This is a genomic window from Sphaerospermopsis sp. LEGE 08334 (assembly GCF_015207205.1).
Classification (GTDB): domain Bacteria; phylum Cyanobacteriota; class Cyanobacteriia; order Cyanobacteriales; family Nostocaceae; genus Sphaerospermopsis.
Map to the genome: position 1 here is coordinate 73,441 of NZ_JADEXH010000026.1, position 13,167 is coordinate 86,607.

Annotated in this window: 14 protein-coding genes; 6 read left to right on the top strand and 8 right to left on the bottom strand. The window is 37.3% G+C overall.

Annotated features, from left to right (window positions below):
- Positions 1-2: 2 nt before the first annotated feature.
- Positions 3-494, top strand: coding sequence for a DUF4365 domain-containing protein (locus tag IQ237_RS15635; RefSeq protein WP_194056707.1), 492 nt, complete (start codon positions 3-5; stop codon positions 492-494).
- A gap of 5 nt (positions 495-499) precedes the next feature.
- On the top strand, positions 500-823 hold the full coding sequence (locus IQ237_RS15640) for a transcriptional regulator (RefSeq protein ID WP_194056709.1): 324 nt from the start codon (positions 500-502) through the stop codon (positions 821-823).
- Between the two features lie 407 nt (positions 824-1,230).
- On the opposite strand, the gene IQ237_RS15645 is transcribed toward IQ237_RS15640, so the two are convergent.
- Both IQ237_RS15645 and IQ237_RS15650 read right to left on the bottom strand, forming a co-directional pair.
- The gene (locus IQ237_RS15645; RefSeq protein WP_194056711.1) at positions 1,231-1,464 is read right to left on the bottom strand and encodes a hypothetical protein; all 234 of its coding nucleotides are present in this window, start codon (positions 1,462-1,464) and stop codon (positions 1,231-1,233) included.
- Between the two features lie 4 nt (positions 1,465-1,468).
- Complete coding sequence (locus IQ237_RS15650) at positions 1,469-1,705, bottom strand: hypothetical protein (protein WP_194056712.1); 237 nt, start codon at positions 1,703-1,705, stop codon at positions 1,469-1,471.
- Positions 1,706-1,924: 219 nt separating this feature from the next.
- Here IQ237_RS15650 and IQ237_RS15655 point away from each other — a divergent pair, with 219 nt between their 5' ends.
- A complete protein-coding gene (locus tag IQ237_RS15655) occupies positions 1,925-2,683 on the top strand; it encodes a Uma2 family endonuclease (RefSeq protein WP_194056714.1) in 759 nt (252 codons plus the stop codon).
- Positions 2,684-2,749: 66 nt separating this feature from the next.
- On the opposite strand, the gene IQ237_RS15660 is transcribed toward IQ237_RS15655, so the two are convergent.
- The 3 genes from IQ237_RS15660 to IQ237_RS15670 all read right to left on the bottom strand — a co-directional run bounded on the left by IQ237_RS15660 (position 2,750) and on the right by IQ237_RS15670 (position 3,750).
- On the bottom strand, positions 2,750-2,947 hold the full coding sequence (locus IQ237_RS15660; protein ID WP_194056716.1) for a hypothetical protein: 198 nt from the start codon (positions 2,945-2,947) through the stop codon (positions 2,750-2,752).
- A 339-nt stretch (positions 2,948-3,286) separates the two neighbouring features.
- Entirely contained in the window at positions 3,287-3,526 is a 240-nt protein-coding gene (locus IQ237_RS15665) for a type II toxin-antitoxin system HicA family toxin (RefSeq protein WP_194056718.1), read from the bottom strand.
- The gene (locus IQ237_RS15670; protein WP_194056720.1) at positions 3,526-3,750 is read right to left on the bottom strand and encodes a type II toxin-antitoxin system HicB family antitoxin; all 225 of its coding nucleotides are present in this window, start codon (positions 3,748-3,750) and stop codon (positions 3,526-3,528) included. The genes IQ237_RS15665 and IQ237_RS15670 overlap by 1 nt, the downstream gene beginning before the upstream one ends.
- An 807-nt stretch (positions 3,751-4,557) precedes the next feature.
- Between IQ237_RS15670 and IQ237_RS15675 the strand changes: the two genes are divergently transcribed.
- Positions 4,558-7,359, top strand: a complete 2,802-nt coding sequence (locus IQ237_RS15675) for a cation-transporting P-type ATPase (RefSeq protein WP_194056722.1) — start codon at positions 4,558-4,560, stop codon at positions 7,357-7,359.
- Here IQ237_RS15675 and hrmK read toward each other — a convergent pair.
- Positions 7,353-9,167, bottom strand: a complete 1,815-nt coding sequence (gene hrmK, locus IQ237_RS15680) for a hybrid histidine kinase/response regulator HrmK (protein ID WP_194056724.1) — start codon at positions 9,165-9,167, stop codon at positions 7,353-7,355. The genes IQ237_RS15675 and hrmK overlap by 7 nt on opposite strands.
- A gap of 185 nt (positions 9,168-9,352) precedes the next feature.
- Here hrmK and IQ237_RS15685 point away from each other — a divergent pair, with 185 nt between their 5' ends.
- Positions 9,353-10,219 carry a branched-chain amino acid ABC transporter permease gene (locus IQ237_RS15685; RefSeq protein WP_194056726.1) on the top strand — a complete coding sequence of 289 codons (867 nt, stop codon included), beginning with the start codon at positions 9,353-9,355 and terminating at the stop codon, positions 10,217-10,219.
- Between the two features lie 415 nt (positions 10,220-10,634).
- On the opposite strand, the gene psaX is transcribed toward IQ237_RS15685, so the two are convergent.
- Both psaX and lipA read right to left on the bottom strand, forming a co-directional pair.
- Positions 10,635-10,751 (bottom strand): photosystem I protein PsaX, encoded by a 117-nt coding sequence (gene psaX / locus IQ237_RS15690; protein ID WP_096565677.1) that lies wholly within the window; start codon positions 10,749-10,751, stop codon positions 10,635-10,637.
- A 153-nt stretch (positions 10,752-10,904) separates the two neighbouring features.
- Positions 10,905-11,810: a lipoyl synthase gene (gene lipA / locus IQ237_RS15695; RefSeq protein WP_194056728.1), complete on the bottom strand. Its 906-nt coding sequence runs from the start codon at positions 11,808-11,810 to the stop codon at positions 10,905-10,907.
- A 274-nt stretch (positions 11,811-12,084) separates the two neighbouring features.
- Here lipA and IQ237_RS15700 point away from each other — a divergent pair, with 274 nt between their 5' ends.
- On the top strand, positions 12,085-12,657 hold the full coding sequence (locus IQ237_RS15700) for a PleD family two-component system response regulator (RefSeq protein WP_194056730.1): 573 nt from the start codon (positions 12,085-12,087) through the stop codon (positions 12,655-12,657).
- Positions 12,658-13,167 lie beyond the last annotated feature (510 nt).

Below are 13,167 nucleotides of genomic sequence, written 5' to 3' on the forward strand. Positions count from 1 at the left end.
CAATGCAAACAGAATCAAATTGGTACGTTGGTTTACGTGCAGAAGCTTTAGCAAAAGTTTATTTAACTCGTCGTGACGATTTGATTATTTCTGAGCAACAACAAGGTGCAGGAACTTTAGATTTTTTATTGAAAATCACTCAAGATGGTAAATATAGCGGTAGAATGTTTGGTATAGAAGTAAAAGCAACAGCTTCTAGTTCTGACTTAATTCAGGAACAGGATTTTTTTAAAGTTAAAAATAAAAAATATAATTTCAATATCAGTTTTTTCAAAGATTTACCATTTCCAATGTGCTTGTTTTTCTTTACAGTAGATAACGATAAAGGTTACTATAAATGGATTTTAGAACCTATCATCAAAGATCATAATAATGTGGCTTTGAAAATTAATGAAAATGAGGAATTAACGCTCCTGAATGATGAGGAAATAGATAATATTATTACGATTGTTAATAGCTGGTATGACCATAAAAGTAATTTAATAAAATTGTAAAAATCATGAAAGAAGTAATAATACCGACAAGTAAAAGTTATAAGGAATATTTAATTTCATCTCTCCAAGATGTTGAAGAAGCTGCTGCATATTTAGAAACTTTTTTACAATTGGATGAAGAAGGACGTGAACCTGAAGTTTTACGTTCTGCATTAAAGAATATTATTGATGCACGGTTAGCAGGAAATAATCTTTCGCAAGCAGCTAAACAGAAATATCAACAACTTGAGCAGATTTTATCTACAAGTTCTGGAGATGAGATTTATAGTTTGATTGAGTTTTTAGACGCTTTGGGGTATCGAATTAAGTTAGAGGTTAAAGATAGTTAGTTTTAGGGTGATGGTAGGGTAGGGGTTTGGATAGATTGTTTGTGAGGATGTTGGGTATTTTATTTGTCTGAATCAAGATGTCCAGGATTTTAGGATTTACAGGATGTTTTTTGATGATTGTCCTTAAATGATTAAGTACCTGTGCAAAATTAATTTCTTATTTGGAAACTCTGTATCCTTTACCATACAAGGAAGACGGGTAAATGAAATGTGCAATTTATTTTGCATGACTACTTATAAACAATCTAAAAATTACCATCCTGTTCATCCTTTAATCCTGGTTATCCTGATTCAGACAAAATTTAGATCCTCGACTTCTTTAATGAATCTTCTCATTTAACACATTAATTATTTTAGAAGTCGGGGATGTTTGACTACCAAATAACATCCTGTAAATCCTGAGATTATTAACTAAATAAAGCTAATAATTCTCGATTTTCTGTAGGTAATTCCAGTAAAATAAAATAGGACTTGGGATAAAGATAATCTTCTCCTGATTCATCTATAATCCGAATTTGATGATGTTGACTCGCTTTTTCATCTGGTAAAACTTCATAGATTTTTCTCGTTTCTAAGGAAGCTGGGTAATTATCATTTTTGATACATATAGCGAATTGTTTAGAGATGTTTTTCTTTGACATATTTTTACTCATCTAAAAGGTACTTAATTTTAATTTCTTTTTTACCAATACCATGAGCTTCATACCAGTGCAGTTCAGCCTGACAGATGCTTTCATCTTCTAATTTAATGGTAGCAATTCCTTTTAATTTCCGCCATCTCCCTTGTCCATAGATTTTCCTTAATCTTTCTAGATCACGAATTGATTTATCAATAGCAATAATTTCTATTTTTTCAATGTCTCCAAGTATCTCAAAATTCAATATTTTTCTCCTTGTAAAAACTATGATGATGTTAATAATACAAAATTTTACTATATATGCGCCCACAGATTCCCACTCATAACATAAGTGTATTGCAAGTTTTGTGTCTTGTCAAGTCTTGAAATGCAAAATTGCTCAATATCATCGTTTTTCTGAATCAGGATTTATACAGGATCGAAGTTTAAACATAAAATAAAAATACAAATCTTGGTTATGCCTATGACTTCCCTCACAGTATTGACATTACCAGACCACACCCAGTTACCAGAATCCGATGGTACATTTGTGAAAAATCTTCAGGAACATCCCCAAAGTATATTAATTACAGACTCAATTAAACCAGTTTTAGATAAACTACATCCTGATGGCCAATATTGTATCGGTCAAGATTCTGGGATATATTGGCGTTTAACAGATCCACCAGAAAAAGGTGCAGAAGCACCAGATTGGTTTTATGTGGGTAATGTACCACCAACTTTAAACGGTAAAATGCGCCGTTCTTATGTGCTATGGAAAGAATATATTGCACCTTTAATAGTGATTGAATTTGTCTCCGGTGATGGTACAGAAGAACGAGATAAAACACCACCATCTCAAGGAAATGATGGCAAAGTTGGTAAATTTTGGGTTTATGAACAAGCTATCCGTGTTCCTTATTATGCGATTTATGAAGTAACAAAAGCCCAAGTTGAAGTTTATCATTTGTTGGATAATAATTACCAATTAATGACACCCAATGAACGGGGACATTATCCCATTAAACCTTTAGGGGTAGAGTTAGGAATTTGGGAAGGTTTATATCAAAATGCTGATTTACCTTGGTTGCGTTGGTGGGATAAAGAAGGTAATTTATTGTTAACAGGTGAAGAACGCGCAGAAGTTGAAAAACAAAAACGAGAACAACTTGTAGAAAAATTGCGTTTTCTTTCTCCTGAACAACTTAACGCTTTAGGAATTAGTTTGGAAATGCTAGAATAAATACTAATTTTTAAAAAATTCCTAAAAAATGTCAGAATTAGGATATCCTGATTCTGACCATCATTATTAAAATGTCCCTTTAAATGCTGCATAACTCAGGGTAATAATAATTGGTAAAATAATAGGAATAATAATGATTAATCCCATGTTACTAATCCTAATTTCTTGACCATCAGATTTAAACAGTGCAATTACAGCAACAGTGGCTATGAAAATCCAAATAAATCCAAAGACGATAAAGATGGTAAATGCTGAGTTATTCATACATTATATATTTCATTTGTGGTGTACTAATATTTTAATTTGTCTGAATCAGGATGTCTGGTTACTGAGCGAAGTCGAAGTACAGGATTAAAGGATTAACAGGATGTTGTTTGAAAATATCGTGTTTTGATTTTGATTGTCCATCTTGATCTGTGTTTATCTGCGTTTATCTGCGTTCAATTATTCTTGATATTTTTTTAAAACGAACCACTCCAGACACAGAGGACACAGAGAAAAAATATCAGTTATCTTTGTGTGGGAAGGGAGTAATTTTCTCGTTCATCTAATTAATTATCTCAGAATTGGGGAAGCTTTCATGAGAAAATTTTTCTGATAAGATTATGCTTGTTCGTATGCTGCTAAAAAATCTTCCCGTGATATTCCAGCCTGAGTACAGATCGATCTTAATGTTGAACTTTTAATCTGTGAATGATTAGGTATAGTTAATGGTGTTTTTGTTCCGTCTTCATTGTCTTTTACCATAACAATATGTTCTCGTTCTCGAATAATACTAAATCCGAGTAATTCCAATGTTCTAATAACTTTTGCTTTTGGTGCATCTACAGGAAATTTAGGCATTAGATAATCACCTCAGCTTCAGCTACAAAAGCTTCTAAAATTGGTGATTCATCTTCTAAAACTTCTTTACCAAATACTTCTATATGACATCGGATTGCTGATTTGACATCCGCTAAAGCTTCTTCATAACTGTCACCTTCACCAACTATAACTCCTTGAATACCAAGGGGATAAGCAATATAACCATCAAAGTGTTTTTCTACAATAATTTTAATTTGTTTCATATAGTTTATTTGGGATGATCTAATCATTAAGATATCATATCTATATTGTCTGAATCCAGATTAACAGGATTTAAGGATTAACAGGATTTAGATCCTCAATTTCTAGAATAATTGATTTTGATACAGGATGATTGGAAGAAAGAAATTAGGGATATTTTAGATATGGGTAAAAATAATGATGTTAATAATACAAAATATTACTATATATGCGCGGACAGATTTCGACCCATAACACAAGTATAGTAGAAATTTTGCGTCTTGTCAAGTCTTAAATTTTTGTCTGAATCAGGATGTCCAGGATTTTAGGATTAACAGGATGTTGCTGAATGATTGTTTGTGGGGATGTTGGGATTTTGAGGATGTTGTTTGATGATTGCCTTTAAATGTTATAAACAATCTAAAAATTACCATCCTGTACATCCTTAAATCCTGGTTATCCTGATTCTGACAAATACAACATTCATCACCAACAAACCATCTAAAAATTACCATACTGTACATCCTTTAATCCAGGGGAAACGCATCTTATCAATAAGGGCGATTCAATCTCAATAACGACCAAAATATTCGCATTAACGACCACTTATTGACAATATTTTAGTCCATCACCATGATCCTGAAAAAATCAATCAAACGATAAATAGGGATTTATTGGTCTATACATTAAAACGGTATTTTGTCAATAAGATTTAGATGCGTTTCCCCTGTCCTTTAATCCTGGATATCCTGATTCTGACAATACCTCAGACAGATGAACAGGTATAAAATCAGCATCTAAAATATCAAAGCCCGATTGATACCAAAAGTATGAATTCCAACTTTCATATTTGGACGCTGACACCTCCAGAAGTCTACAAAACACTAACAACAACTCCCCAAGGTATCAGCGAGGCAGAAGCAAATTTAAGATTAAAAAAATCCGGTTATAATGAACTTCCCGAACCCCAAACACGCCCTTTAATTCTGCGTTTCATTGACCAATTAACCCATTTTATGGCGTTGCTATTATGGGTAGCGGGAATATTAGCTTTTATTTCCCAAACACCGGAATTAGGTTGGGCAATTTGGGCAGTAATTTGGATTAATGCTATTTTTAGTTTTTGGCAAGAATATCAAGCAGAAAAAGCCTTATCAGCACTGAAAAAAATCCTACCTTCCCAAGCTAAAGTTTATCGTGATGGCAAATTATCTGTAATTGCTGCCCGTGAATTAGTTAGCGGCGATGTCATGCAATTAGAAGAAGGTGATAAAATATCTGCTGATGCTAGATTGATTGAAAGTCAATCTTTATATGTAGATGCTTCCGTACTTACGGGGGAATCTTTACCCGTTCCCCGCATTAGCGAACCTGTCACCGCAGATAATATCCATGCTTCAGAAGCCAGTAATTTAGTATTTGCAGGTTCTACGGTTGCTGCTGGTCGGGGACTGGCTGTAGTCTATGCCACAGGTACACATACAGAATTTGGTCAAGTAGCCCATCTCACAGCCCATGTGAAACGAGAACCCAGCACTTTAGAAGTGCAGATTTCTAGGGTGGTTCACATCATTACTATCATTGCGTTGAGTATGGGGGTGGTGATATTTTTATTAACGAAGTTATTGGTAGGAATGCAACTACGAGAAAGTTTCATTTTTGCTATTGGCATTATTGTGGCTTTTGTGCCGGAAGGTTTACTACCTACTGTGAGTTTAGCATTGGCTATTGGTGTTAGGCGCATGGCCAGAAAGAATGCTTTGGTGCGGCGTTTGTCTGCGGTGGAAACGCTGAGTGCAACTACTGTTATTTGTACTGATAAAACTGGGACTTTGACTAAAAATGAAATGACTGTCCGCCAGTTGTGGATTCCTAATACTTATATTAATGTGACTGGGGTCGGTTATGAACCCAAGGGAGAAGTGGAAATTTCATCTCCTGAATATCAGTCTCAGGTGCGGTTAATGTTGGCGGGTGCGGCACTTTGTTCTAATGCGCGGTTAAATCATCCCCCTAATTCCAATCAATGGCAAGCTGTGGGTGATCCTACGGAGGCGGCGTTGTTGGTGGCTGCAATGAAGGCGGGTTTGCAGTTGGAGGAGTTACAACAGCGATCGCCCAGAGTTCGAGAAATTCCTTTTGACTCTCACCGGCGACTGATGACGGTGTTGTTAAAAGGTAATTTAGGGTTAGATGATGTTGATAGTTGTGAGTATGTGATTTTTACTAAGGGCGCACCTTTAGATGTATTAGAACATTCCCGGTATTTATGGCATCCAGGGGAAAAGCTGGAATTGACGGAAATTCAGCATGAGGAAATTATTACTGCTAATGATCAATTAGCAAGTCAAGGTTATCGTGTGTTAGGGGTGGCGATAAGGCAAGGTGGGACGGAATTAAACCAGCAAGATAATAATTTATTAGAACAGGATTTGACCTTTTTGGGATTGGTGGGGATGATTGATCCACCACGAAAAGAAGTTGCGGATGCGATCGCCCTTTGTCATCGTGCGGGCATTCAAGTTACCATGATTACAGGTGATTATGGTTTGACAGCAGCAGCGATCGCCCAACGCATCGGTTTAGCAAACGGTAAACCCAGAATTATCACTGGTGAACAATTAGGACATCTTTCTGATACTCAATTACGGCAAATTATCCACAAACACAAAACTGGGTTAGTCTTTGCCAGAGTTATACCAGAACAGAAACTCAGACTAGTCGAAGCATATAAAACCCTTGGTCATATTGTCGCTGTCACTGGTGATGGTGTCAACGATGCCCCCGCTTTACGTGCTGCAAATATCGGCATTGCCATGGGAATTAGCGGTACAGATGTTGCCCGTGAAGCTGCGGATATAGTTCTCATAGATGATAATTTTGCCACTATTGTCTCTGCCATTGAACAGGGTAGGGCGGTGTATCAAAACATCCGTAAGTTCATGACTTATATTCTCGCCTCCAACATGGCGGAGTTTTTACCCTTCCTAGCAATGGTGTTTCTAAAAATACCTCCAGCACTGGTAATTTTGCAGATATTAGCTATTGACTTAGGTACAGATATGTTACCTGCACTAGCATTAGGGGCAGAAAGACCGGAAACTGGTTCAATGGAGTTACCACCCCGGAAAAAAAACCAATCTTTGTTAGATTTACCTTTGTTACTTCGTGCTTACTGCTTTTTAGGACTGCTGGAAGGTATAGCAGGGATGGTAGGATTTTTCTTTGTTTGGTGGACAAATGGTTATCATCTTCCCCAATTACAAGCACTCAGTCCCAGTATTTTATCACACTCAGCGAGTGCTGCCACAATGGCGATTTATCATCAAGCCACAACTATGACTTTAGCGGTAATTGTCGCCTGTCAAGATGGTAACGTTTTTGCTTGTCGTTCAGAACGGTTTTCAATTTTGCGATTGGGCTTTTTTACTAATCGTTTGATTTGGGCAGGAATTGCCATAGAATGGATATTAATTCTCTCTATTATCTATTCTCCTACCCTGCAAAAAATCTTCTCGACAGCACCTTTAAAACCATCTTATTTATTAATGTTGTTATTTTGTCCACCGTTAATTTTAATAGCTGATGAATTGCGAAAAAGAATTATCAATTGTCCATTGTTAAATCATTGACAATATTTTGCTATCATACTACCTAACACTTGTAAATCTATGGGTTTGGAAATATAATCATCAACACCAGCCGCTAAACAAGTTTCTTTATCTCCCTTCATGGCCATTGCTGTTTGGGCAATTATCGGAATATGCTGATATTGGGGATGTTTTCGCAGTTGTTCTACTAAATTTAAACCATTGCTATCTGGTAAATTTACATCCATTAAAATTACTGCTGGTTGTATCTGTGGGAGAGTCATCCACATTTCTTCAGCATTCTTAACACAAGTTACTTGATAACTTAATCTACCTAAATAAATTCGCATTAATTCAGAATTGGCAAAATCATCTTCTACTAACAAAATTTCTCTTGATGTACTGATGGGAATATGAACAGAAGACTGGGGAACAGCAAAATTACTCGTTACTTGACTTAATTCTAAATCTTTTTCTGCTTTGACTTCGATTGCTTCCAAAACTTTTCCTGTGGGTTTAAGTGGTAAGATAATAGTAAAAGCAGAACCTTTATTTACTTCCGATTCTAACTCTAAAGAACCACCATGAATTTGAGCAAGTTGTTGTGTCACTACCAACCCTAAACCAGTACCTTCGTTGTTTCTAGAACCGGGGTTCATAATTTGGCTATAAGGACGAAATAGTAAAGATTGATATTCTTTGGAAATACCAATTCCAGTATCCCAAACTGTAAATCGTAAAGATGAATCTTGTGTAGCTACCTTTAAACCTACACTACCTGAATTGGTAAATTTGACTGCATTAAATAATAAATTCAAGAGCATTTGCTTCAGTCGCAAAGAATCCGCTAATAAAGTTGTTACATCATCGTTAATTTCTAAACGTAATTTCAAACCTTTATTAGCAGCTTTTTCTTTCACTAAAGCTAAAACATTGCTACATAATGATGGTACATCAATTATTTCCCATTGTATTTCTAGCTGGTTGGCTTCTATTTTGGAAAGATCCAAAATATCGTTAATTAAGTCTAGTAAATGCTTACCACTCGATTGAATAATGTGTAAATATTCTTGATGGCGTTGTCTGTCTGGTTCGTAACCTTGTGCTAAAAGTAGATGAGTAAATCCAATTATAGAAGTTAAAGGTGTGCGGATTTCGTGACTGGTATTGGCGAGAAATTGATTTTTAAGTTGATTGGTGCGTTCTAATTCTTGATTATAATTAGCTAATTGTTGACATCTTTCTTGCCAAAATTGTATTTGTTTTAATTGTGTTAAGGCTGTATGACAATGCTGAATTGTTCTTTTAATGAATTGCGATCGCAGGGGAGTTAAGGATGGTTTAATTGAAACACCATTCACGTTAGACTTTGATGTGTCAATAATTAGCCATGCCATCATACCGTTATCATCAACTAAACGCCAAGCACTGCCAGGTTTTTGTTTCTCCATTTGCTGCAAATCTTCCAGTCTGATGGTAGCGTTTAACCTCAAGTCCAGCTTTGTTCCAAGTTGGGATATTATTTCTAGGATTGGTGTTCTCAGGGAGGGAGAACTAGAAACATAACAAATCTTACCCACTATTTCATCTGCTGGAAATTGAGCGATCGCCACCCAATGCGCATTTAAAGCTTTTTCCAGTTCGTTGACTACCGTTTGATAAATTTCTGCTTCTGTCCCTGTGGACTGCATCATATTAGCAGCCAGCAGACAATCATTTAAACGATTCTGCAAATGATTCAAGCTGTTTTGCAACCAAAAATTATCCCGCCGTTGCTGGATTGTGTGCAAAAGTTTTGATGTTCCATCGATCTGGGAGTTTTGTTCTGGTAAGTTTGAAGACTGCTGCATGGTTCACTAGACAGCCAAAGAAACTAACCTTGGCAGGAAATTATGAACTGGATTTTATGTATATTAACGGAGAAATATCTTTTAATTGTAAAACATAACTGATAGTGTCTATTGTAACGCCTAATGCAACTGTTATTGAATCACATTACACATTTATTTTATTTTCTTCACAGAAACTTAAAACAATGGATACACAACTAGCTCAATTAATCATTAACGGCATTGCGGTGGGCAGTATTATTGCTTTAGGAGCAGTAGGACTAACGCTGACCTATGGAATTTTACGATTATCAAACTTTGCTCATGGTGATTTTCTTACCTTGGGAGCTTATTTGACTTTGGTAGCCAATGCCTTGGGTGTAAACATTTGGCTATCAATGATTTTAGCAGCATCGGGAACAGTAGCAGTAATGTTACTGACAGAAAAATTGCTGTGGTCAAAAATGCGGTCAGTTCGTGCTACTTCCACCACACTGATCATCATTTCTATCGGACTGGCCTTATTTCTCCGCAACGGTATTATTTTTATCTGGGGAGGTAAAAACCAAAACTATAATCTCCCTGTCATCCCTGCTTTAGAATTTGGGGAATTACGGATACCGCAAAATCAATTATTGGTACTAGGGTTAGCTGTACTGGCGATTTTGTTTCTTCACTACATATTACAAAACACTAAAATCGGTAAAGCTATGCGAGCAGTAGCCGATGATTTAGACTTAGCTAGAGTATCTGGTATTAACGTTGATAGAGTAATTCTTTGGACTTGGATAATTGCAGGTACTTTTACTTCTTTAGGCGGTAGTATGTACGGTTTGATTACCGCTGTACGTCCGAATATGGGCTGGTTTCTGATTTTGCCCTTGTTTGCCTCTGTGATTTTGGGTGGTATTGGCAACCCCTACGGTGCGATCGCTGCTGCTTTTATCATTGGTATTGTTCAGGAAGTCAGCACCCCTTGGCTAGGTTCTCAGTATAAACAAGGTGTAGCTCTATTAATCATGATTTTGGTGCTGCTCATCCGTCCTAAAGGTTTATTTAAAGGCACAATCTAATACCATTTTGGATTTTGGATTTTGGATTTTGGATTGTGAAAGTCCTGATATATCAAAGTTTCATCTTTTAATTGGGGGTTGCTGAGAAAGTCTTGTCGTGATGACAGGTGCTACGCCACGGTGCTACGCCACGGTGACAGTTTCAAGAGTTGGATAGGAACGATTTTTCCTTTGAGTAGGAATTAAATGCAAGGTTTTTAAGTTTCCACCCCGTAAAAGCTTGCACTTTTTTAACTTCCAGCAGGCTAAGACCCTTTACCTGTAATCTTTTCATGTTTATTCAGCAACCCCTAATTGTTCACATTCATCTTTCAAATTGGTATAAAGAATCAGCCGTCAGCCGTCAGTATTTAGCATCAACCTCATAGCCAGAAAGTTGATCGCTAAATGCTGATAGCTGAAAGCTGATAGCTAATTACTCAATGATCTGAAAATAATAAGCTGCCACCAAGAAGTTGATCGCCAACAGCAGTAACGCCCAACTGGCACGGAAAACATAGGAAGGTTTAGCAGCTTTTCCTTTGGAAGTCATAAATTTGGTTCTCCTGATTTAATCACTTTTCCACAAATAGCAAACATAAGCGCCAATTTTCCACAATCTTTAAAAATATTTGTGTGAAGGGAATAGGGAACAGAGAATAGGTAAATTTTTTGCTGTCACCTGTCACCTGTCACCTGTCACCTGTCACCTGTCACCTTCCTGCCCAGCATGATAAGAACTCCGCACCAGAGGACCAGATCGAACATGATTAAAGCCCATGTCCGCTGCTATTTTACCCAGTTCATCAAATTCCGCTGGTGTCCAATATTTTTGTACTGGGAGATGTTCCAAAGAAGGGCGCATATATTGACCCAGTGTGATGCGATCGCACCCCACAACACGCAGATCCGCCATTGTTTCAATAATCTCTTCCTGAGTTTCTCCGTGTCCCAACATTAAACCGGACTTAGTGGGTATACTGGCATCAATTTCTTTCACTGTTGCTAACACTGCCAAAGAGCGATCGTATTTTGCACCCCGTCGCACCGGACCTGTTAACCTGCGAACAGTCTCCACATTATGGTTATAACAAGCAGGTTTAGCATTTACAATCATGGCTATCCTTTGCTTTTGACCAGTTTCACCCACACCCGCACCACCCCAAAAATCTGGTGTGAGAACCTCAATTTGCGTTTCTGGGTTAATTTGGCGAATTGTTGCCATAGTCTTGACAAAATGACCCGCACCCCCATCAGCTAAATCATCACGGGCAACGGCAGTCAGTACCACATAGCTCAATCCTAACAAATGTACTGATTCTGCTACCTTTTGCGGTTCTTCCTCGTCTACGGGCATTGGTGCGTGACCTTTATCTACTTGACAAAAAGCACAAGACCTGGTGCAAGTCGGACCCATAAGTAAAAAAGTTGCCGTTTTTTGAGCGTAGCATTCCCCCCGGTTGGGACAGCGGCCTTCTTCACAAATAGTATGTATCTGACGCTGCTTAATAATACGTTGTACCGTCGAAATTTCACTAGCTTTACCAATAGAACGGCGTAACCAGCTAGGTATGGCATCAATTTCTGATTTGAGTTCTTGTGCAGAAGTCATATAATCCGTTGATGAACTTGAGAATATAAAAAATCACTGGGAAATACTGTAATATGATACCTATAAAGTTAAAGCTACCAATAGTTTACAAACCATTGTTTACAAGGCAAGCAGCAATTTGAAAATTTACTTCCGGTTTCCTTACAGCTTTGGCAATTATACGGAAATATACTCTCCCCCAATTTACGCAAATCTTGTATATAGTGGGAGAATTCTTAATGTCAGTCGGCGCGTCAGCCATATAAACTTATAGTCTCTGGTAGAGTAATCAGTCGTGGCCAACAAAATTTTAGTTATCGATGACACTACAGTTGTCAGAGTAAAAGTCCGTGAAATGTTGCCTCCAGGCAATTTTGAGGTATTAGAAGCAAAAGACGGTTTAGAAGGATATAATCTCATCCTTAAAGAAAAAGTCAGCTTGATCATGTTGGATTTTATTTTACCGAAAATGAGTGGCTGGGAAGTTTTCCAAAAAATTCAAGCCAACCCAGAATTAAAGAAAATTCCTTTAGTGATCATGTCTGGCCGTAAGGAAGAGGTAACAGAAAAAATTCCCGAACCATTTGAATATTTTGAATTTCTCAACAAACCTTTTGACAATAGACAGCTGATTACTGCTATTAAATCAGCTATGGCAAAAGCAGCTAAAAAAGGCCGTACAGATGCTGTTACTCCAGTAGCTACTGCAACAGCAGCATTAGGAGCTACTAAGGCTGGTACAGAAGGAGCTTCGTCCGCAGAAATTCAAGCTCTGAATGCTAAAATTGCCAAGATGCAAGCAGAAATTGATAATTTAAAGAAACAGCTAACTCAGGTGGTGACATTTATTAAGCAGAAAATTAAATAAGTCTTCTTGGCTCTTTCTATCTTTCTTTTGACACTCCCCGCTCTCAAGAGTATCCATTACCCACATCTTTCTTAACAATCTTGAAACATTTATGTGGCAACGGTTTCAACGCTTGAAAATTTCCCTACTCTTGACAAAATGTACCTTATTCTTTTTGATAAAACCCTTATTTTATTGAGAATCATCAACGGAGGATTAAGGTTTGGGGGTTTGCGAGCGATAGCTCTCACGAATGTTAAGAAAGATCCCGGTAATGGATAGCGAAACTCACAGGGGTAGGTTTTTAATATTATCTGTGAAGGGATGACCTGGAAGACAAGGAGGGAAAGTAGACAAGGAAGATTTGATACGCACAATGGTATTTTGACGGACTGTTCTGGTGACCAAGAGAATCTGATTTTGTACGGTTTTCCTCCCTTGTCTACTGTCCTTCCAAGTCATTCAAGTCTTGTCCTCACGACAATGTAAAATACCTACCCTTGTGAGATATCCCCATCTCCCCATCTCCCC